This is a genomic window from Ferrimicrobium acidiphilum DSM 19497, assembly GCF_000949255.1.
Classification (GTDB): domain Bacteria; phylum Actinomycetota; class Acidimicrobiia; order Acidimicrobiales; family Acidimicrobiaceae; genus Ferrimicrobium; species Ferrimicrobium acidiphilum.
The window spans coordinates 1-20,286 of record NZ_JXUW01000030.1 but is presented as its reverse complement, the minus strand read 5'-3'; the positions used below and the strand labels follow the sequence as shown (position 1 = coordinate 20,286).

21 protein-coding genes and 1 tRNA gene are annotated in these 20,286 nt (G+C 54.6%); 16 read left to right on the top strand and 6 right to left on the bottom strand.

The features are described from left to right. The first annotated feature begins 52 nt into the window (after positions 1-52). The gene (locus FEAC_RS11860; RefSeq protein ID WP_035391090.1) at positions 53-1,030 is read left to right on the top strand and encodes a potassium channel family protein; all 978 of its coding nucleotides are present in this window, start codon (positions 53-55) and stop codon (positions 1,028-1,030) included. A 61-nt stretch (positions 1,031-1,091) separates the two neighbouring features. Continuing rightward, positions 1,092-2,237, top strand: coding sequence for a phosphodiester glycosidase family protein (locus FEAC_RS11855; RefSeq protein WP_035391088.1), 1,146 nt, complete (start codon positions 1,092-1,094; stop codon positions 2,235-2,237). A 75-nt stretch (positions 2,238-2,312) separates the two neighbouring features. Here FEAC_RS11855 and FEAC_RS11850 read toward each other — a convergent pair whose 3' ends face one another. The 4 genes from FEAC_RS11850 to FEAC_RS11835 all read right to left on the bottom strand — a co-directional run bounded on the left by FEAC_RS11850 (position 2,313) and on the right by FEAC_RS11835 (position 9,444). Then, the gene (locus FEAC_RS11850; RefSeq protein WP_035391086.1) at positions 2,313-3,092 is read right to left on the bottom strand and encodes a methyltransferase domain-containing protein; all 780 of its coding nucleotides are present in this window, start codon (positions 3,090-3,092) and stop codon (positions 2,313-2,315) included. Positions 3,093-3,520: 428 nt separating this feature from the next. Further along, positions 3,521-6,076 (bottom strand): putative bifunctional diguanylate cyclase/phosphodiesterase, encoded by a 2,556-nt coding sequence (locus FEAC_RS11845; RefSeq protein ID WP_035391084.1) that lies wholly within the window; start codon positions 6,074-6,076, stop codon positions 3,521-3,523. 447 nt (positions 6,077-6,523) lie between these two features. Further along, positions 6,524-8,152 carry a N,N-dimethylformamidase beta subunit family domain-containing protein gene (locus FEAC_RS11840; RefSeq protein WP_052566326.1) on the bottom strand — a complete coding sequence of 543 codons (1,629 nt, stop codon included), beginning with the start codon at positions 8,150-8,152 and terminating at the stop codon, positions 6,524-6,526. 485 nt (positions 8,153-8,637) lie between these two features. Beyond that, positions 8,638-9,444, bottom strand: a complete 807-nt coding sequence (locus FEAC_RS11835; protein WP_052566325.1) for a DedA family protein — start codon at positions 9,442-9,444, stop codon at positions 8,638-8,640. A gap of 221 nt (positions 9,445-9,665) precedes the next feature. Here FEAC_RS11835 and FEAC_RS11830 point away from each other — a divergent pair, with 221 nt between their 5' ends. The 6 genes from FEAC_RS11830 (at position 9,666) to FEAC_RS11805 (ending at position 14,347) form a co-directional block, all read left to right on the top strand. Continuing rightward, on the top strand, positions 9,666-10,358 hold the full coding sequence (locus tag FEAC_RS11830; protein ID WP_052566324.1) for a gamma-glutamyl-gamma-aminobutyrate hydrolase family protein: 693 nt from the start codon (positions 9,666-9,668) through the stop codon (positions 10,356-10,358). A gap of 143 nt (positions 10,359-10,501) precedes the next feature. Then, a complete protein-coding gene (locus tag FEAC_RS11825; protein ID WP_160290395.1) occupies positions 10,502-11,692 on the top strand; it encodes a DEAD/DEAH box helicase in 1,191 nt (396 codons plus the stop codon). A 36-nt stretch (positions 11,693-11,728) separates the two neighbouring features. Further along, a complete protein-coding gene (locus FEAC_RS11820; protein WP_035391083.1) occupies positions 11,729-12,484 on the top strand; it encodes an HAD family hydrolase in 756 nt (251 codons plus the stop codon). Between the two features lie 7 nt (positions 12,485-12,491). Continuing rightward, positions 12,492-13,205 (top strand): COG4280 domain-containing protein, encoded by a 714-nt coding sequence (locus FEAC_RS11815; protein WP_035391081.1) that lies wholly within the window; start codon positions 12,492-12,494, stop codon positions 13,203-13,205. 13 nt (positions 13,206-13,218) lie between these two features. Beyond that, positions 13,219-13,452 carry a hypothetical protein gene (locus FEAC_RS11810; protein WP_035391079.1) on the top strand — a complete coding sequence of 78 codons (234 nt, stop codon included), beginning with the start codon at positions 13,219-13,221 and terminating at the stop codon, positions 13,450-13,452. Next, positions 13,433-14,347 carry a YihY/virulence factor BrkB family protein gene (locus tag FEAC_RS11805; protein ID WP_035391077.1) on the top strand — a complete coding sequence of 305 codons (915 nt, stop codon included), beginning with the start codon at positions 13,433-13,435 and terminating at the stop codon, positions 14,345-14,347. The genes FEAC_RS11810 and FEAC_RS11805 overlap by 20 nt, the downstream gene beginning before the upstream one ends. A 330-nt stretch (positions 14,348-14,677) precedes the next feature. Here the strand turns inward: FEAC_RS11805 and FEAC_RS11800 are convergent, their stop codons facing one another. Then, complete coding sequence (locus FEAC_RS11800; RefSeq protein WP_152623227.1) at positions 14,678-15,100, bottom strand: hypothetical protein; 423 nt, start codon at positions 15,098-15,100, stop codon at positions 14,678-14,680. Between the two features lie 45 nt (positions 15,101-15,145). On the opposite strand from FEAC_RS11800, the gene FEAC_RS11795 reads away from it, so the two are divergent. From FEAC_RS11795 to FEAC_RS11760, 8 genes are all read left to right on the top strand, one after another. After that, on the top strand, positions 15,146-15,943 hold the full coding sequence (locus tag FEAC_RS11795; RefSeq protein ID WP_052566322.1) for an oxygenase MpaB family protein: 798 nt from the start codon (positions 15,146-15,148) through the stop codon (positions 15,941-15,943). Continuing rightward, positions 15,924-16,730 carry an HAD family hydrolase gene (locus FEAC_RS11790; RefSeq protein ID WP_035391073.1) on the top strand — a complete coding sequence of 269 codons (807 nt, stop codon included), beginning with the start codon at positions 15,924-15,926 and terminating at the stop codon, positions 16,728-16,730. Before FEAC_RS11795 ends, FEAC_RS11790 begins: the two co-directional genes overlap by 20 nt. A 207-nt stretch (positions 16,731-16,937) precedes the next feature. Next, positions 16,938-17,600, top strand: coding sequence for a hypothetical protein (locus FEAC_RS11785; protein WP_035391071.1), 663 nt, complete (start codon positions 16,938-16,940; stop codon positions 17,598-17,600). 37 nt (positions 17,601-17,637) lie between these two features. Then, positions 17,638-18,396, top strand: a complete 759-nt coding sequence (locus FEAC_RS11780) for an inositol monophosphatase family protein (RefSeq protein ID WP_160290394.1) — start codon at positions 17,638-17,640, stop codon at positions 18,394-18,396. A gap of 16 nt (positions 18,397-18,412) precedes the next feature. Further along, positions 18,413-18,489 (top strand) — tRNA-Val (locus tag FEAC_RS11775). A 550-nt stretch (positions 18,490-19,039) separates the two neighbouring features. Next, positions 19,040-19,264: a DUF433 domain-containing protein gene (locus tag FEAC_RS11770; protein WP_035391067.1), complete on the top strand. Its 225-nt coding sequence runs from the start codon at positions 19,040-19,042 to the stop codon at positions 19,262-19,264. Further along, positions 19,261-19,566: a DUF5615 family PIN-like protein gene (locus FEAC_RS16470; protein ID WP_035391065.1), complete on the top strand. Its 306-nt coding sequence runs from the start codon at positions 19,261-19,263 to the stop codon at positions 19,564-19,566. The genes FEAC_RS11770 and FEAC_RS16470 overlap by 4 nt, the downstream gene beginning before the upstream one ends. A gap of 26 nt (positions 19,567-19,592) precedes the next feature. Then, on the top strand, positions 19,593-20,072 hold the full coding sequence (locus FEAC_RS11760; RefSeq protein ID WP_152623065.1) for a hypothetical protein: 480 nt from the start codon (positions 19,593-19,595) through the stop codon (positions 20,070-20,072). Between the two features lie 4 nt (positions 20,073-20,076). Here FEAC_RS11760 and FEAC_RS11755 read toward each other — a convergent pair. Next, positions 20,077-20,286, bottom strand: a 210-nt coding sequence (locus tag FEAC_RS11755) for an IS66 family transposase (protein ID WP_082055652.1), incomplete at its 5' end; no start/stop codon positions are given.

Here is a 20,286-nt window from a genome sequence, read left to right as displayed (position 1 = left end):
TGAGTCCGGTGGCAAGTGATACCGAGTATGAACCTGGTAGGCTTGCCCTGCAATGCCGTCGCTGTTTGCCATACTGCTAACCAAGGTAAAACGAAGCCAGATCATCACGTTGCTGGTCGCATCATTAGTCTGTTTAGTGATCGGTGCACTTGCCTTTGCCGTCACCCAACATGTCAGCATTGGTATAGGGCTGTATTGGGCTATCACCACCGCTACCACTGTTGGTTATGGGGATGTCACTCCGCACAATACGGTCGGTCGTGTGATAGCCATACTTGTGATGGTAACCACAATCCCGCTCTTCGGCGCCGCCTTTGCCTTTCTGGCAGCATCGTTGACGGCTACTCGACTCGCTAAGCTCTTGCACATGCGAGAAGGGCCGCCCAAGGGAAGTTTTATCGCCATCTACGGTATGCACGACGCAGTTCGCAAAATAGCGGCTGAGGTGGCTGCTACTGGGGAGCGAGTAGTGGTTATCGCCGAGAGCAACCTAGAGAGTCTGCCTGCAACTGTAGAGACTATCAAGGGAGATCCCACTCTCGAAGTCGTGCTCCGTCGCTCGGAACCGGAGCGAGCCACCCGCCTTCTGATCGCAGTCGAGGATGAGAAGGACGCCCTCCTCATTGCGGTAATGCTCCGTCACCTCGCTCCGTTGGTTCCTCTGATTGCGGTGGCGAACTCGTCACGGATCGCGACTGCGCTGACTGATCTGGGAGTTGAGACTACGGTGTCAGTCGAGGATCTTTTGGGGCATACTCTTGCCAAGAGTATTGAGACTCCCCATGCTGGAGATCTTTTACTGGAGATGGTTCGTTCTCCAGAGATGGTGTTTCGTGAGTTTGGCGCCTCGCCAGAGTTGATTGGGCGAACTCTGAGCCAAGCTCGGTCGCTTGAGCACGGGCTGTTACTAGGCGTTGTGAAGCAAGGACAAATACATATGGGGGTCTCCGCAGATCCGACTATCGAGGCTGGGGATACTTTGCTTGTGCTTCGACGACGGATCGATGAGCACACCCACGAGCGCATCTAGTCCAAATTTCAGCTACCACTACTACTCTAGGTAGGATGTTGACTGTTGTCTATAGCTGCGGATGAGGATTATCAAAAGGTTTTTCGTTGTAGTTGGCGCACTCGTTTTGCTCTCCTCTTGCTCACAGCTGCAGACGGGGCAGAAAAAGACCACTAGCGTCGCTCGGGTGCCGACTCACCGACACGCAGCGGTCGACGCGAAGAGACCGATCGTCTCTACCGTGCATCCGACCACAGGAAAGAGTGCGAAGGTCACCAACAAGAGCACGGACGCCGCCAGCAAGAGTACGCAGACCACCACAACAACTCCTTCGAAGCCGCCGGTGCATGCCCAGACCGGTCCGACTCCATTACCTACCCCTGCCGCTCTAACCCCATTTTCGGGTTCAACTCCAGCAACATGGACTCCAGCAGGACGGCTGGTGAACGGAACGGCTGCCGTCTACGAGACCACTCTGGTCCCACCTGGTGGTTCACAACCAGCTGGCATTGCATGGATGGATCAGAATCTGCTTTCAGCTCGTCTCTATTCAGGGTCAGGTAGTCCTGGCGGAGGACCATATCAGTACACCGCACCTATCCAACCAGCCCAGGCGGCCACCCTCGTTGCGGCCTTCAACGGTGGTTTCTTTATGAGCTCAGCACACGGCGGCTACTATACCCAGGGCAAGGTGATAGTTCCATTGGTGTCCGGCGCTGCGTCCCTGGTGATCTACTCCAATGGAGATGTGAATATTGGCGCCTGGGGAACTGATGTAGGCATGGCGCCCAACGTAGTCGGTGTTCGCCAAAATTTAGTTCCACTGGTGGCCAATGGTGCTCCTACCCCGACGGCGGCTAGTTCCAACTGGCAACTTTGGGGGGTGACATGCGGCCTTACTTCGTGTGCGTCCACGGTGCCTGGAATCGAGAATCAATGGCGTTCTGGAGTTGGGATCACCAGCAATGGTGCTCTTGTATATGTACAAGGTCCATCGCTTGATCCGTTACAGCTGGCTGATCTCCTAGTGAGGGCGGGGGCGGTGCGAGCCATGGAACTTGACATTAATCCCGACTGGCCAATCTTTGCTAGCTACAGTCCAACAACACCGGGCGGACTCGCATCACCTGCAAATGGCACAAAGCTTCTGCAAACTTCGGTTCAGGGTCCGTGGACCTTCTTTGAGCCCTGGTGGGCCCGAGACTTCATCACCATGTCTGCTCGATGATGCCGTTACCCGGGCCTAGCCATATATCGTGCATCGAGATGAGTTGTGGTCGTGCGAGTTGCGAACCAGTGCCGCCTATAGAGAGGCGAGGATTGCTATAGATGTGATCACAAATATTGCGCCGGGTTTGGTCGCCCACTCTTGCCATCCTTGCGCCAAGGTCGTGAGCTCCTCTTGGCTACTGAGTCCCAGGCGGAGTGCCTCGCTCGCATAGGTTGAGTGAAGGACCCTTCCTGCCCACGAGTCGGCCCACCAATGGACCAGCTCGGTGGTAGCATAGGTCCAGGTGGTAGTGTGAACCTGATGGTTGGACAGACCGCAGTAGAGCGCTAAGGAGGAGAGCTCACGGCCGATGTTTGGGTTGACATGGTTGTGTGCTGCGATTGCTTGATAGAGCTGCATCCAACGCTCAAGCGATGGTGAACTCGGCCACCAAAGCATTCTGTCATAGTCAGCATCGGCGAAGGCGACAAAACGCTTAGCTACTCGAGCCATCTCGCGTATCGCACGTTGTGGGTCGCCAAGGTGTTGGAGAACCTGATGGGCATGGACGATATCGAAGCTACGGTCTTGAAACGGTAGATTGTAGACATCTCCTTCGACGCCGAAGACATGAGTATCTCCGCCAACGGCCTCTTCGATGATGGTCGGTGTGCGATCGAGGGCGACCACGTACCCGCCAGGGACAAACCTTACAAAGTCGCGAGTGATGGTTCCCGGGCCGCAACCAACATCTAACAAGCGATCCCCATCGTGGAGTACAGAGATTAGATAATTAGCAGAGTTGTCGACTCCTCGCCAGCGATGTGAAGCGAGTACGCTTGAATCGTGACCATGAATATAAGTATTGGCCATTGAAATTCCTTTCTGGCACACGCGTTAACTAGCGCGATTGAGTGAGCCGTTGACGGCTGGTGACGCCTCTGCTTCGGCGAACGCGGGTGTCACGTATTGCGTCCTATCCACCCGTAGGAGTGTATAGAGCGATCGTTATATCCGGGTACCTTTTAAGCATCTTTTGGATTCGTGATCAGGCTTAGTTCGCCAGCTCATGGGTCCGCTCAACGATGCAGGTGTATCCACTTCCCCGTTTAGCCATCTGGATGATGGTGATCTCCATGACGAAACCAGTCGCTCTTTTGGGTTAATGACCAGAGTATGCAATGTTTGTCGTGTCGCCTGAGCTCTGCTCCACACACCTTTCGAGACCCCACCAATTTAGATCTGAATCCGAGTTCAATCAAGTGTGTTCATCTGTTGCTATCATGGCGTGCGGTGGCTAGTCATCGCAACGAGGGTTCTGCTGCCTCTTGCCAGTTTTTCAACACCAACGCCTCTGCTGGTTGTATTTGATCTGCCGGTATTGCGTGTGAGAACAGAAACCCTTGACCAAGGTCACAACCGAGGTGTAGGAGCTCTTTGAGTTGCACGGATGTCTCTATCCCTTCGGCGAGCACGGTGATGCCAAGGACACAACACAGAGAGACTATCGCCTCCACTGACCGTTGTGCGTAGTTACTTTTTGACGCTGGACTTACGAAACTCCTATCTATTTTGATCACGTTTGGCTCCAGTTTGGCGAGGTAGGAGAGTGATGAGTACCCGGTACCGAAGTCGTCGAGAGCGAGTGTCATGCCGAGGTGCTTGATGTGATTAATGACACGTATGGCGGAGTCGATATCTTGAAGTGCCACGCTTTCGGTGATCTCGAGAACCAGGCGCTCCGGAGCGAGGTTCGTCGTCGCGAGTGTCTGCTCGAGTAACGGCAGTAGGGTTGGGTCGTGGAAGTGGCGAGCCGAGAGGTTTATTGTCACGTACGGTGGAGCTCGATCGGGTGTGCCAGCTTCCCAGCTGGCGGCGACTGTCGAGGCTCGGTTCATCGCAAACGAGTCGAGCTTCAAGATCAGGTTGTTCTGCTCGGCAAGGGGAATAAATATCTCTGGAGACACAGTGCCCAGAGTCGGATGGTGCCAACGCATCAGCGACTCAAAGCCAACGATCCTGCCCGAGGATAGCTCCACCAGCGGTTGGTAATGCATCGCTAATTCGTTGTTGGTGACAGCGAGTCCAAGTTCTTGGGCAAGTTTAAAGCTATTGGATGCCCGCTCACTCATGTCGGGCGTATAGAGAACATTGCGTGCTTTTCCTTGGCGTTTGGCCTCGTACATAGCGGTATCTGCGGCTTGAATGAGCTCGTCATATCCCTTGTCGCTTGTGATATCCCAAACCACCGTTCCTACGGTGGCACTTCGCTGGATCGTGGATTGATCGAGCACGAAAGGCGTGTCCAAAACCGAAAGTAGTCGTCTGGCCAGGGCCTCGGCGTCAGCGCTACTAGCGAGCCCTTCGGCCAGATAGACGAATTCGTCACCGGCGAATCGAGACAAGGTATCCGAGGCCCGCGTCACTGCCTCGAGACGGCGTGCTAAGCCGACCAGGAGTTGGTCGCCGGTGTAGTGACCAAAGGTATCATTCACTCCTTTGAAGTCGTCTATATCTAACAACAAGAGGGCGTTGTACCCACCCGAGAGCTCCAGCTTGTCGTGGGCTTGCGTTACGCGATCCTTTAGAAATTGTCGATTTGGAAGACCGGTAAGCGAGTCATGCGTCGCTTGATGAGATAGCTGTTCGGTCAGGGACCTTTCTCCTGTAATATCCCGCACTGAACTCACAAAGAAGATCGGCTCCCCGTGCTCATCGCGAGCTACCGATCGAGCTACCTCGACGTGGATTACGTCACCATTTTTGTGAAGATACCGGGTGACTATCCGAGACGAGGAGGCTTGGCCCGAAAGCAGCCTTCGATGCTGTGGGGTGGCGAGTTCGTTATCGTCTGGGTGAAGAAATGGGGCGGTTGTATGCTCGGATAGCTCCTTAACGCTATAACCAACCATCGTACAGAAAGCTTCGTTGGCATCGACAAAATTCCCCTGCCGATCGTGAAGAACCATGCCCGCCATGTTGTCTTCAAAGGCGAGTCGAAAACGTTGTTCGCTCTCGACGATCCTGGTCTCGGCGGTTCGTTCCGCGGTGAGATCGCGCAGTGATGCGACGATGTAGATCGTAACACCCCGGTTATCTTTGGCTAGAGAACGTGAAACCTCTGCAGTAATTGTCCGTCCGCTCCTGTCGATCAGACGCTTGACATAGCTGAGCTGGTCGGCCTTACCTATGGCCAATTCATTGTTCATCGCCAGCGTTAGCTGGCGATCATCTGGATGCGTATAGTCAAGAAAGTTAGTGCCAATCAACTCATTGGGCGAGTAGCCAAGCATGGTAGACAACGACCGGTTTACGCGAAGGAGATGGCCATCGAGGCCGACGACCGCCATGGCCACCATGGTGTCCTCAAATGCGATTCGAAAACGTTGCTCCTCTTCTGGCAGAACTTCGACGGTTGTGGCTGGATCGGTTGTTGAACGTGATCGACCGAGGTCGCAGCTTACCATAATCGCGATGACGATAGCTATCGCGCAGATGCTTCCCGCACCCCAGAGTTCGGAGGCTGTGTGAGAGATCAGCAGCTCGCCAGGGACGATTGCAATGATGGCGGCAAATGCGATGCTGAGGGACCCTATCAGTCCAAAGACTAAACCAGCGTAGGCGATGGGAGCTAAGATCGGGAGAATCCAGACAAAATTGGGGAATGTCGTCATTCGCTCACCGAACGAAAGCGAGAGTCCGATATGGATGGAGGAGATCCCTGCCACCAGGAGCAAGGCTAACCAGAATCGGCGGTCTAGCCACAGAGGATCTGCCAAACGGCGAAACAACAGTTTTCTGGTTGGTAGCGCTACGAAGGGGGAGGTACTGGAGTCAAATGTTGCCTTTTTGCTCACAGCGATCCTCCTCGGTAGAGAGTACTCACCGAGTTTCTGGAGTGATAATATTAATTGTACTCTTTCGAAGGCATCTTTGCAACTTGCTAAGGGTTATGGAAACTGAGTTACGTTAATTGGACTGAGAGGTGATGGGCTGGGACGAGGCAAAATGGAGCGATTCGCAAGTCGATTACCGCTATCGCTCTTCGCTCGTCTTGCGCGTGACACCGGTTCAATGGGAGGAAATCGCGCAAAGTTTATCTGTCCGCTAGGAGTAACCGTCGCTATATCATGATCGTCGCATCTCTCAACCGACCGTTTCGGTGCGCGCAATTCAAAAGAGGTTGCGAGTCGCCCACGGGCATCTGTCGACAAATCTTTATGTGGCTGGGCGGTGACGCCAGGCGCTTAGGAGTCGAGCTTTCCGGGAAAGTCTTGGTTGGGCCCACTGTTCATGGCGATAGGTTAGCCGTAGAACTTAGACCAGTTTGCGATTGAGGGTTGTGTGAGCCCTGTCGGCCCATTCCCAAACAGCTTCAGGATGTTACCGGTCATCAGGCGGACAAGATGGCTCGGGCATGAAGTAGTTCCGGGCGCACAGTTAAGCATGGCTGCGATCCAGTTGTTGGTACCACTCTCAAAAATTCCAGCCTTGCTAGAACTATTGGTGACATAGGTGGTGTCGGCATACATCTTCTGATTGTCAAACCCGATGACGACCGGAGAGTGACTTAGAATCTCTACTCCTGGTGGATTTGCTCGTTGTGGATTGTAGCCATCAAAATCGTACTTCAAGAGTCCGGGTATGGTCGAACCGCTAGTGAGTCCAGTCCTTGCATATAGCCAAGAGTGAGGATCAGTCACCACCATAGGGAAGCTCAGGTTGTTGTTGTAGCCGATATAGGTGTCTCCAATCAAGGAGGAGGCAGGAAGATTTGCGGGGGGCTGTCCCCACCAGTTCTGAGTTACCCTGGCGTTATTGACCCCATAGAGCGGGTCTGCTTGTGGATCGCGATAGTTGACTACCTCGAGGTTCGGGCCGAGTGGGGATGCCTGGAGGCGTACCTTGCGCAGGATCGGACTAGCACCGAAGAAGACAAGGTTGACTCCATGATCGGAAGCGGCTACGGCGTTGGACCGCATACGGGTAGACCATTCTTCGTCGTGTCCAAGAGAGAGCAACGCCTTGTGGTGAGTCAGGAGGTTCCCATGGATGGCGAGGGTGATGTTGGTCCAATAGGTCAGGTTCAGTCCATGTTTTTCCATGTACCGGATCAGCGGATATTCGTTGGTGAGAAAGTTAGCGGCGCCGTTGCCATAGCCGTAGGGGCGGTCAAATGAGAGTACGCGCGACCGATTGGGAGGTGGGTAGCCTGGCTCTGGTGTCGCGCCCTGGTAGAGGTCGTAGCCCCCGAATGGGTTGAAGGCCTGCCAGGTGAAGACCGCGTTCATGACTACATAAGTAGCGGTTGAGTTCGGATCCCATACAGTTAACGGGATGTAGCTCTGTTGTCCTCCGGAACCGACCAGCTTGAGTAGGTAGTCGCCCTGTACAAAAGCTTTGCTTATCGTAAATGAGGTGGAACGTTGCCAGTTGCACTGCACCATATATAGCGGGGCTGAGGCTGGACAGCTTGGTTGGACGACCCCGGTGAGAGTTTTGGAGGTCCACATCAGACGAGCCCCGAGTCCTTGGTAGTAGCCCATACGAAAGGCTTCGATCCGAAAGGTTGGCGCAACCGTAGATACGTAGACGTTCACCGTCTGTCCTCGGCGTGCCTGGGGGCGGTTGGTATATCCCATGATCGCATTCGGGGTCTGGGCTCCCGTGATCTTCCATGCCGTGGTCCCTGGTAGCTTGTTCTGGTTGATAACCCAACGTGCCTCTACCCCGTTAGGTCCATGGAAGGTTGTTGGCAGCGATCTGCCTCCTCCTCTGTTTTTGGACCTGGAGGTCTTAGTGGGGTGTTTGGCCGATGACGGCGTGCTGTTTATGGCGATCGAAGCGCCAACCAAGATCACCGCGACAGCGATGACGCCGATGAGGAGCAGGCCCCGTCGTCTGGCGGCTTCTCGTTGATGGCGAGCCTTCAACCCCTCTCCTTCGTGCTCTTAGTCGGATGCGAGATGCTCACTTTAGATTCTTAGCTTCGGCTCTGCATACGAAATCATCGCAGTCACTATGGGTGAAGCATAAGTAAGCGTCCTTGCTTTGGAGACTTTCACTTCGCGTAACAATTGCCTTGAGCCAACGGCCTTGATCTTATGGAGCGGTACATGCTGGTTATTCAGGATTATCGACGATACCTTACCGCGTTCGCGGCATGTAGACGGACAGATCGACCGTTTCGTCCTTTGGGCAACCTTCATTGATGCTTGTCGCGTAAATAACTGGCGCTGATTGCTCGCTGTGTCACGACGATAAATCCAGACTTGCCTCGTAGATGCGCGATGCGGTCGATACGATTGTGCTGTGCCAGCTAGATGATCGGCCGATAGTTGTACTTGGAAGCTTTGCTAGCGAAGTGTTCACCCGATGGATTAGGTTGGTTAGCTGCTAGCCGCTCGGGATGAACTACTTAGGGAGTCGTTTCGTCAGGATCTCGGATGACTGCTTTGGCCTGAGCCAGCTTAGACAGCGCGGTGAGATAGCCGCTAGGGTCGTCGTGAACTGACAGTGTTGTCACGGTAGGCGTCATTATCAGCTCGTCCTCTGGGTCAGATGATGCCACCGAGTTCAGCGGCTCGCGACGCTGTTGGGTACGCGCGTCGAGTAAACGCTCCGACTGCGAACCGCGGCCATCGCGCGGACCCGTGGCCTTGCGGTGAAGCAAGTATAGGAGCGCTGCAACAATCACCACCAGAATGACGGCGCCATATCCAGCATCAGAGACGGTATGTACCATGTGTTGCCAGGCAGATCCGACGGAGTATCCAAGCAAGGTGAGTCCGCCATCCCATACCAACGAACCAAGGAACGTTAGGATGCCAAAAGCTAGAGGTGGAACCTCAGCCAGACCGGCTGCGAGCGCGACGAAGTTACGCACGACCGGTAGCAGACGGCTGGCAAATACGCCCCAGCGGGGATGTCGCTGATACCATCCTTCAAGCCGATCTAGCTGCTGTTGATCGACACGGATGTACTTGCCGTAACGAAGAACGAGTGCACGTCCTCCCGTGATGCCAAAGGCCCAGGCTATATAGGCACCAATGAGTTCGCCGAGAGCTCCAACTATGACAACCTCAACAATGTTGAAGTGTCCGGTGTAGGCGAGGAAACCGGCAAAGCCGAAAGTGAGCTCGGAAGAGGTGGGAACGCAGGCTGACTGAGCAATAGAAAGAAGAAAGATTGCCAGGTAGCCCCATGTCGAGATGAGGTGCTCCATAGTTCCTAAGAGATTAGTCTCTCGATTCAGTTTTGCTGCCGAACAAGCCCATCGATTCACACACCGGGGACGCGATTGCTATTAAGAGGACGGCGAACAATGGCGCATCATCGTCGATAGTCGACCAAGGTTGACGCGGTGATGGGAGGCTGATTCTTGGGCCGATAAGCTTGGGGCAGGTATAAAGGGATATATTCCCGATAGAACGAGGAGGTTCTCCGGTGGCGCGTGTGTTGGTGAGTTCGGGACAGCTGCCGAAGCGACGCGCTGGTGTCCATGAAGGCTATCTCGATGCCTTATCTCGCTTGGGTTCCTATGGTATCATGCTCCCGGGTCAGGTGGGCGACCTTCCCGATTTAGAGATGAAGACTATCGTGAAGGATCTCATCTCCTCTGTCGATGCGCTGATGTTGACCGGAGGTGGCGATGTGGACCCAGCCATGTACGGTGAGACCGTAAGCTCTGAGAAGGTCTATGGGATTGAGGCCAATCGTGATAGGGTCGAGCGGGCGTTGCTTGAAGAGGCATTTCGGCAGGAGCGTAAGGTTCTCGCCATCTGTAGAGGAATACAGGTGGTTAACGTTTTCTTTGGCGGGACTTTGATACAGGATCTTGAGACTGTTGGAAAGAGTAATCACTCGCTTACCGATCAAGAGTATGAGTACTCACACTCCATCACCGTCTCCCCGGATTCAGAGCTCGCGCGGTTGCTGCCGGGGATTACGCAAGCCAACTCCCTCCATCATCAGGCGGTAGATAAGGTCGGAGTGGGCCTCGTGGTCACCGCCACCTCTGAGGATGGGGTGGTGGAGGCTGTGGAGCGCTCCGGTCTTCTCGCTGTGCAGTGGCACCCTGAGCGATTGATCGATTTCGATCCGATTCAGCTGAACTTGTTCCGCTGGTTGGTGGGCTAGCTTCGTTTTTGGGAGTTCGGTTATTAGTGAACGGAATAAACCGGACCACCCACTAGGATGGCCAGAGCCTGTTCGATTGTCGAAAGGTACCTGCCCGTACGGGCATGAAAAATGTGGAGTTTCTACGCACGTGGGAGTTCCGCGTGTTTGTAGAGGAGACTTCATTGTCGAATATATTCGATACCTTGGGCGTTGACGCCCAAATTCAAGAGCGATTGGCTGCCATCGGGATCACCGAGCCTACGGCGGTCCAGGCGCAGGCTATTCCTGCGTCACTCGCTGGTCATGATCTGATCGCCCAGGCCCCTACGGGCTCTGGAAAGACGTTCGCTTTCGGGGTCCCCTTGGTGACGTTGCTTGGCGGTGCGCGTGGGCGTTCGGCTGGTCCACTGGGTCTCATTTTGGTCCCGACACGTGAACTTGCTCAGCAGGTTCAAAAGGCTCTCGTTAGCTTGGCCCCTCGTGACTTCTGGGTGATGGCGGTGTATGGTGGAACCCCATACGGCAAACAGATTCAGCAGCTCAAGCGTGGGGTTGATGTGCTTGTTGCAACTCCAGGAAGACTGATGGACCTCGTTGATAGGCGTGCGGTTTCGCTCGATGCTGTGACCCACGTGGTTCTTGACGAGGTTGACCGTATGGCTGACATGGGCTTTGGTCCAGTAGTGGCGGAGATTCTTGGGTCCTTGACCTCGCGCCGCCAGACTGCGTTTTTCTCAGCTACCCTCGATGGTCCGGTCCGCTCTTTGGTTCAGCGGTACCTGACAGATCCGACCTTTATCACAATCGAGGCTGATGAACCCAAACTTGAGCATCGCTTTGTGCCTGCTGGTCGATACGAGAAGGCAGGTCTGGTCTCCGACTACGCACTTGGCCATGGTCCTACGATCGTCTTTTGCAATACACGCGATCAGGTAGATCGTCTTGACGATGAACTCGCAGATCTTGGCATGGATGCGTCGGCTGTTCATGGTGGCCTGACACAGCGTCAGCGCGATGCGGCGTTGCGGAAGTTTTTGACTAAGCGTACGCAGGTTCTGATTGCAACTGATGTTGCGGCTCGTGGTATCCATGTGGACGAGGTTGCGCTCGTGTTGCACTACGATCTTCCAAACAACTTTACCGATTATCTGCATCGCTCGGGCCGTACCGGTCGCGCTGGCAATACCGGCGTGGTGATCTCGTTGGTCTCTGATCGAGATCGCTCCAAGGCTCGTTCGATCGAACATCAGTTGCAGACAGGGGAGCCTGGTAGCGATGGTGGAAGTCGTGGAGGCGGAGGAGGGTCGCGACGACCGCGCCGTCCGGCACAGTACTCGCGGAGGTCGCGCTAGCCCTCGCGCGAATGAATAAGTAAGGAATGGTGAGCGATGGTGCTTCGAGCGGTTTTCTTTGATGTCGATGGAACGATGGCGGAGACGGAGCGTGAAGGCCATCGCGTAGCCTATAATGCAGCCTTTAAGGAGCTCGGATACCCGGTCTCCTGGGATGTTGACCTTTACGGAGAGCTTCTGGCTGTCATGGGCGGCAAGGAGAGGATTCGCCATTACTGGGCGGAGCATCCGGAACTTAAGTCGCTCGATGAGTTAGATGTCGAGCGGATTCATGATGTGAAGGCTAGACACTTCAGCGATCTTGTCGAAAAGGGCAGTATCGGACTTCGCATAGGGGTGCGACGCTTGCTCGATGAGTTAGCCTCGCGAGAGGTTCCAGTCTCGATCGCGTCGACCATTACCTTTGAGGGTCTCGATGCGCTGCTTCGAAAGAATCTCGGTGATAACTGGCAGGACCGTTTCCAGTTCCTTGGTATTGGAGATGTGGTTCCGGTCAAAAAGCCCGATCCAGCTATCTATCGATGGCTCCTTGGACAGCATCAGGTTGATCCACTCTCAGTGGTGACTATCGAGGATACTCGAGCAGGGTTGCTAGCGAGCGTGGGAGCTGGTATTGCGACCCTGATCACCCCGAGTGACTATAGCAAAGATCAGGACTTCTCCGAAGCTGCCTGTGTGGCGTCATCGCTTGGAGATCCGGGGCAGCTTGCGCGTTGGCGACTTGCATCGGGCGCCGAAGGCAGTGGGATCATCGATGTTGGCTTTCTTGAGAAGCTCGTCTCTGTAAGGTAGGTACTCCGTGGATTGGGCGCTAGTTCTCGCCGTTTTCTTTGCCAGTGCCGTTGAGGCTGTTGAGGCACTCACTATCGTTTTGGCAGTTGGCTTCACTCGTGGTTGGCGGGTAGCACTCCGCGGCGCTGTTATCGCTCTCGCTATCCTGGTCGTGATCGTGGCGGTCTTAGGAACTGCGATCGTCCACTATGTCCCGCTCGCGGTGTTGCGCACCGTGGTTGGTTTGGTGCTTTTGATCTTTGGTCTACAGTGGCTTCGCAAGGCTGTGCTACGTTCCACTGGGCTCAAAGCCCTCCACGATGAGGCGGCTATTTTTGAGTCCCAGGTGGCGTTGTTAAAAACGCAGGCTGATCGCCAGGGTTTTCTAATTGCCTTCAAGGGTGTACTGCTCGAGGGGTTGGAGGTTGCTGTGATCGTAATCTCACTTGGCAGCAGCGCTCATGCGCTCGGTCAAGCTTCACTGGCGGCCCTGGCGGCGGTAGTGGTTGTGGCTGCTTGTGGTCTGGTCATATCGCGAGCGCTGACAGAGGTCCCCGAGAACAAGCTGAAAATGGTGGTAGGGATTATGTTGACTAGCTTTGGTACGTTTTGGATGGCTGAAGGCTTGGGTCTTCGTTGGCCGGGAGGAACCGTATTTCTTATTCCGACGGTGATATGGTTCGCTCTTACAGTGCTTGTGTTGGTCGTTCTTGGGAAACGCCGGGCGTCGGCGGCTAGATGAAGGTAGTAGCTAGATGCGTGTGATTGCAGCTCCGTTCCTGTTTCTCTGGGAGTTCTTCGTTGGTGACCAACCCTGGCTCGCCGTTGGCGTGCTGGGTGTTGGAGTTCTGGTCCTACTCGTCCGTCATCTAACTGGAGGATGGGTAGTGGTGCCGATCGTAGTATCGATAATCCTTATGATTTCACTCTGGCGAAGTCTAGGTCTTAACCCTATACTCCGTCGTGGCTATGAAGGTAAGCGTCGTTAAGCTTAGGGTTGTAGTTTCGCGACATCTCGGAGGGGATTCGACGGTAGATGTTGTCGAGGAAATCGCCAAGACTACCGGTCGTAATCGACTGACGTTGACAGCTGCTGGCCTCGCGTTTCATGGGTTCTTGGCCATCTTCCCTGCGCTGATAGCTGCGGTTGGACTAGCTCGACTTGTCGGGCTTACTCCAGCGGAGCTGGCAGCGCTGGTCCACGAGCTCGCCGTCGTGCTCCCACACTCGGTAGCCACCATCTTGGTTGATGCGCTCAGGAGCAACGGTTCAAGGCGAGCCGATCTGATCGCGGTGGTGGCAGGGCTGGCCGTGGCCGGTTGGTCGTCAATCGAGGCAATCTCTGCGCTGCAACAGGCTCTAGATGTTGCTTTCGCGGTGGCTAAGCCGCACGGGTTTTTACTGCGCCGTCTTCGAGCAGTTCCACTGTTAGCAGTCACAATAGTGCTCGCAGGGACAGCAGTTGCGCTGCTTGTTTTTGGTACATCGATAGAGAGGAGCGTAGCAGGCCTTCTGCCCACCTCTCTACACGATGTAGTTGTAGTCGTGACATGGATCATCCGTATCGTTGGTTCCTTGTTGGCTATAATTCTGCTGCTATCACTTCACTACGGAGCTGCTGAGGGGAGGTCATGGCGAGACTGGAGATCACTCTCCCCGGGGAGTACAATCGCGACGGTAGGTTGGATATTGGCATCGCTTGGCTATTCGCTATATCTGACGCACTCGGCTGGGGAGTCGGCCACCTATGGGCCGCTCGCAGGTGTGGCAGTACTATTGCTGTGGCTCTATCTAACCTTCATCATGGTTCTGATTGGGGCGGAGGTCGATCATGCGATTGTGTCGCAGCATCAGTCGAGAACGAATCAGGAACCTCCTGCCTAACCGCTAATGGCCTAACCGCAGGGCGTTCATTTTTAAAGGGCGGCAGGCAAACGGATATCGAGTAGCGCCAGAATGATCGCTATAGCTGTAATTACAACTCCTCGATCCGATGACACACTAGCAAGTTTGGCGGTCACGTGATCTGTGTAGCGGAGATGCGCAAAGTGACACCTTGAGCCATTAACAACAGACGATGTTGTCATCCAGTCAGGGGCAGTCGATGACCTAGCTAAGCCGATAGGCGACTAGAAAGCTCTGCTGCCAAGAGATTGCACCGTATCCGTCGCTGTCCGTTCGATGCCGACAGCTGCATCCCTTTCCCGATCTTAACTATCCCTGCGGTTTGAATGGTTTGATGTATTCGCCTTGGTTGTTAGCGGAAGGGGCGCATTGAGCTCGTAACGAGTTGATTAGACGCGACTCCGGTAGTTGTCCGGTTTCGGCGAGCGTCCCGGCAAGCGACTGCCAGTACGAATCGGTGGACGCGGCAATATTGGCGGGAGCCACAGCCTGTGACAATAGTAATTCTGCTCGCGCCAGGTCGGAGCGAGCTCGTGAACCGTGAGTGATATGCGAAGCATCATAAAGCTTGATCGACCGATGGACGAGCATGCAGGCTCGATTCGCCTCTGAAGAGGCGCTAGTGCCGCAAGAGGCGAGCAAGAGGCCGGCAATCGCCACGCCCGTTAGCATCGACGTCGTGCCAAAATACCGGCGTAGAGTGGCCCTTTTTGTGCGGCACAGCTTTGTCATCTGTCCAGGCTATTGGTAACGGACCCAGCTTGGTAAGCTAAAAATATGGATTCTCTCTTTGGCCCTGATTCGGCAGTATGGCGGCTGCATAGTGATTTCTCAGGACTAGTCGGAGGGCTTCGTGCCCTAGCGGTGCAGTCGCTTGAGCCACGTGCCCTCTCTGGTGTCCAGCAGTTCTCGCACTTTCAGGAACACCCAGATCGCCGACTTCGCGAGACGATTGATTTCATAGACACTATCACCTACGGTGACATCGATGAGGTCCGCACGGCGATCGCGGCAGTTCGTAAGTTACATGAACCCGTCGAAGGTGTGGAGTCCACAACTGGTGACGCATTTGCCGCTAATGACCCCTATCTGCTTGCTTGGGTTCACAATGCAATGGTTGAGTCGGTGTGTTTTGCCTATCGAAGCTTCCATCCGGAGACTGATGTCGTGATTTGTGATAGATATGTGACCGAGATGTCTCGGTTCGCAGAGATGATGGGTTGTGCCATGAATGAGGTTCCACTTCAGTATGGGGAGGTGAGCCATTGGATCTGGCGACAGCCCAAGCTTGTGGTCAACGACGCGACCCGAGAGGCATTCGCGGTACTCGATCGACTGCGTCCCGAAGGGTTCGTTGGTCAGGTGTATCCATTAGTGATGCAATGGCTGTATTCCTCAGTACCCAGTTGGGTGACGGCTCAGCTTGGCCATCAGGTCTCAACGCCCCAAGCGGCGTTGGCTTGGTTGGCACTGAAGGTGGGTGGGGAACTATCGAACATTGTTGCAGAGCCTTCGCCCAGCCGTATTCGCGCTGAGGCACGGTACGCTCAGGGAGATGCCGACGTCACTCAGTAAGTCGTCCTTGCTGTTCACGGACCTTGATGGAACTCTTCTTACCACAACCGAGACCATAGCCCCCAAGGTGGTGGGCCAGTTGCGAAATGCGCGTGCTCGCGGGGTAGTGGTTGTGCCGGCGACTGCCCGCGGTATAAGAGGTGTTGTTGGTGTAGCAGACATGGCTGAGCTTGGGCCCCTCGCGGTGTGCCATAACGGTGCCGTCGGCTACGACCTTGAGCGTCAGTCGTTGCTCTGGATTAGGGAACTGTCTCGAGAGTTTGTACGTACCACTATTGAAGATCTTCTACGGCTCGACACCGGATTGTTCTTTGCCGCCTCCTCGCCGTTCGAATTTCGACCCCAACGTGATTTTCTGAAGAGGCCAACAATGGCTCAACTCGAATGCGAGCTAGAGGGATTGTTTGAACTCGATTCGGTAGTTAAGGTTATCTGTCGGCATAGGAAGTACCATGCCAGCGAGTTGATTGCACTCCTCAGCAACGAAGTCTCTGGAGTGCAGCTGATCAGTGGCTCCACCGATTGGGTCGAGATCGTCGCGAAAGGGGTCAGCAAGGGTTTTGGCGTTGGTCTTGCGGCAGAGCTGTTAGGGATCGAACTTGAGGATGTGGTTGCTGTCGGAGACCATCTGAATGATCTTCCCATGCTGGCCATCGTCGGCCATCCGTTTGCTGTAGCGAATGCGCACGCATCGGTTCTCGCAATGGTCGAGGAGTCAGTAGCATCGAACGATGAGGGTGGGGTTGGAGAGCTCGTCGACAGGATGGGCATTTCGGCAGGTGCCTAGCCGGTTGTATCCGCTATCGGAGGGTCCTATCTGCGGTTGGTACACAACGGTGGTTAGGGGATCGTTCCTAGCGCATCGAGCCTGAGACCCCCTTGAGAGAACCAGCCTGTGTGAATGGTGTGGATCGGGGAAGATCGGACCCCTGGTTTGAGGTGCTCGGTACAATGGTGATACTAGTTTCAGGTGCAACTGAGGAGATAGAGGTCTTTGTTGCTGCAACGTGTTTTTGATACAGTCTTTACAGAAACTGTGCCTGCAGAGGGGCTTTCCTCTTCGCGCCGGGTACGAGCGGTCGCACGGCTCTTAGCCCTGCTCGGTTCGATACTCTTTATTGGGCTGGCGATTGAAGGGGTTACCATCGTCTTCATTGGCCAGCTCATCGCGGTCCACGTCGTCCTCGGGATGATTTTGCTCCCAATTATGGCGTACAAGATCATCGTGGCGAGCTATCGGTTTGCGATGTATTATCTTGGTGCCTCCGACTTCAAGCATGCGGGCCCGCCTGAACTAGTGCTAAGAGTTATTGGACCACTTCTAATACTTACCACGGTAATTCTGATGGCAAGCGGCATCATCTTGGTCTATGCGAAACCCAACACACCAACAGCAGCATTATGGCTTAACATCCACCGCGATGATTTCGTTGCCTGGTTTGCGTTGATGGCTCTACATGTACTTGCTTATGTCCGTAGAGCGGTAGGTACCTCAAGTTATGATCTACGCTACACCCGTTACCACTCCTTGATCGGGCGACAAGGGCGGCTAATTAGTATCGTGCTCGCTACTGTGATCGGAGTCCTACTCGCTTGGGCGATCTTCCCCGCAGTTGCGCATTGGTCGAGCTTCTTTTCGGTGCATCCAACGCGCTAACTGGAGACGGTGGTCGACTTTTGCTAGGATGGGGATCTTGGAGTGGAATCATAAACAACTGCTAGACCTTGGGCTACAGGTAACCGATTCCTGTCTCGCAACAGTGAATGAGTCCTCGGACTGGTCGGCAACCGGGGAACTGCGAGGCCAACATTTCGGAGACGTGGTCGCTGATGAAGCCGGTCTTCAACATCTCGTCGATGCCGGAGTCAACGTGTTCTCCGAGGAGTCTGGCTTGCTTGATCAAGGTTCAACGGTTACCGCGGTGTTGGATCCAATTGATGGCTCGACGAATGCGGCTCGAGAGATTCCCTATTGGACTAGTGCCATTTGCCTGCTGCAACGGGGTGAGCCAGTAGCGGCAGTAGTTCGACTTTCGGGTTCGGCTGGTGTGTTTACAGCGATTCGTGGCCAGGGTGCTGCCTTTAATGGGCGAAAAGTCGTATCGTCCTCAACTAGCCTGTTGAAGAAGTCGGTCGTCTTTGTCAACGGCTACCCACGGCATTATTTGGGTTGGGCTCAGATGCGCGCCCTCGGGTCAGCGGCGTTAGAGATCTCATTGTTGGCTAAGGGCAGTGGTGATGCCTTCATCGATTGTTCAGACGGGCTCGCAGTCTGGGACTATTTAGCAGCTGCCTTAATTCTGGTCGAAGCTGGTGGAGTTGTCGACGTGCAGAATGATGATCTGCTTGCTCCGACCTTGGACCGAGGTCGACGTAAAGTGGTCGCAGCCTGTAATTCCCAAATTTTAAACGCTTTGATGAGCGAGCCCGGTGATGCCTCCCTGCACGGGTAGACTGGAGCAGCAGTGCGGGCGCTTAGCTCAGTTGGTTAGAGCGGCTGGCTTACAACCAGCAGGTCAGGGGTTCGAGTCCCTTAGCGCCCACCAGGTCAGAGCATGTTTCCTAAAACTAGCAAGACTAATACGCACCGGAAAACCCAACAAGGGGTTCGAAGTTGGAGGATTTGATGGCAGGAAGCACGCGTCGTGTGGCTCAGCCAGACACCTGGGAGCTCCGAGTTTTCATTGGACGAGACAGCCTCGGAAAATCAAGCATCGCTAAGTTTGCCTCCTAGCTACGAGGGATTAGCTGAGCGGTAGCCAGCCTGCAAGGTTCGTGACTGAGTAGGAGGATAAGCCTGCACCGCTGATCGAGTCGGAGCTTGCTTGGAACTCCTCAACCACTATCAATGACGCGATCATGGCAAGGCTTGAAAATGGCTGGGGTGATCTTAGCCCAACGACGGTTCGACACTTCTAGGAGCCGTGGGATCGACATAATCGGCGCGACATCCCTGATTGCAGGCTGGGTTTGTTGAAAAAAAGCGATGCTAATTCTGAGGGTAGCGTCAGTTGGAGGTAAGTGTCGCATAGTGAAAGTGAAGCAGATACAGTAGTAGTTGGGGAATATCTCTAGTCAGAGAAATGAGGAATCGAAATCGATACCTGCGGACGCATCACTATAGAACCCGGGAAGCGGAGCGGGAAGCCCTGCGTCCGCGGACTACGTATTACGGTCTACGACGTCTTGTCCATGTTGGCTTCAGGTATGGCACATGAGGAGATCCTTGAAGACTATCCCGAACTGGAGCAAGAAGACATTCTGGCCTGCCTAGCATATGCTGCTGAACGAGAGCATCGCAGCGTGAGGGTAACTGCTTGAAGCTTCTTCTAGATGAAAATCTATCACGTCGCATGCTTGGAATTTTGGAGCCTTATTTTCCGGAAAGTTCTCACGTTAGCTTCGTAGGACTCGAAGGTGCAAAGGATACTGAGATTTGGTCGTTCGCTGGTGAAAGTAATTTTGTCATAGTAACGAGAGATAGCGATTTTAGCGAACTTGCCGCATTGCATGGTCCACCACCCAAGGTGATTGTCTTGCAGATATCAAATTGCCGTTGGCGAGATATGGCCTCTCCAATCATTAAGAAGCATAGTAACCATTCAGGTCCCTCAACCACTTAGCAGCTGGTGATGGTACCATGATGGCAATGAGCAAGACTAAGAGGCCAGAGGCTAGCGGCACGGTTATGCTTCGGTGTGCTCACCACGCCCTGATGCTGCCTCCACCCGAAGAGGCGTTGGCTGAGTCACCGACCTGGCTGCGCGGGAGAGGACCCGTCTATTTCGCAGACGGTCCGGTCACTTTGGTCATGGCGCTCGAGGAGGAGGCATCGACCTCGCACCCTTCGATGATCGAAGCCCACGCTGAGGTGCTGCTTATCTGGGCCAAACTGGCCAATGATTTGCTGGGGACCACCCCTCTCGAGGCACCCGAGCGCAAAAGGATGGGTTTTAACGTCCTCGTCTTTTGTACGGAGCTCGCATCCGCGCTACATTCTGAACGCTTCGGGCCGAAGATCTCATTCGATCGACGCAATAGGGCCCTCGAAGTGGTCGCCCAGGCCACCTTGCAGATCGGGGCATGCCTAGTTGCCACGGTGCGCGACTATCAGGCATCGCTCTCGTAGACGTTCACGGACCGGGAAGCGTCGGCATCCAACAGTGTCCCCCAAAGAGCTGGGTTAGGACCTCCGTTGCGTTGTGGCCCTGCTTTCTCGCAGTGGAGAGGTAAGAGCGTACTCGAACCCAAGCTTGAGCCCCTTCCTCGGATCGCCAACCACCTGAGATCTTGTTCTGTAACTTGAGCATACGAACGTCACGCTCACTCAAGTTATTGTCGAA

Bases quoted from the DNA above. Each gene is read 5' to 3' on its own strand.
- FEAC_RS11810 (WP_035391079.1), top strand. From the start codon at position 13,219: ATGCGTGTGATTGCAGCTCCGTTCCTGTTTCTCTGGGAGTTCTTCGTT.
- FEAC_RS11760 (WP_152623065.1), top strand. From the start codon at position 19,593: ATGAGCAAGACTAAGAGGCCAGAGGCTAGCGGCACGGTTATGCTTCGG.
- FEAC_RS11790 (WP_035391073.1), top strand. From the start codon at position 15,924: ATGCCGACGTCACTCAGTAAGTCGTCCTTGCTGTTCACGGACCTTGAT.
- FEAC_RS11805 (WP_035391077.1), top strand. From the start codon at position 13,433: ATGAAGGTAAGCGTCGTTAAGCTTAGGGTTGTAGTTTCGCGACATCTC.
- FEAC_RS11795 (WP_052566322.1), top strand. From the start codon at position 15,146: ATGGATTCTCTCTTTGGCCCTGATTCGGCAGTATGGCGGCTGCATAGT.
- FEAC_RS11835 (WP_052566325.1), bottom strand. From the start codon at position 9,444: ATGGAGCACCTCATCTCGACATGGGGCTACCTGGCAATCTTTCTTCTT.
- FEAC_RS11820 (WP_035391083.1), top strand. From the start codon at position 11,729: ATGGTGCTTCGAGCGGTTTTCTTTGATGTCGATGGAACGATGGCGGAG.
- FEAC_RS11860 (WP_035391090.1), top strand. From the start codon at position 53: ATGCCGTCGCTGTTTGCCATACTGCTAACCAAGGTAAAACGAAGCCAG.
- FEAC_RS11850 (WP_035391086.1), bottom strand. From the start codon at position 3,092: ATGGCCAATACTTATATTCATGGTCACGATTCAAGCGTACTCGCTTCA.
- FEAC_RS11800 (WP_152623227.1), bottom strand. From the start codon at position 15,100: ATGACAAAGCTGTGCCGCACAAAAAGGGCCACTCTACGCCGGTATTTT.
- FEAC_RS11855 (WP_035391088.1), top strand. From the start codon at position 1,092: ATGAGGATTATCAAAAGGTTTTTCGTTGTAGTTGGCGCACTCGTTTTG.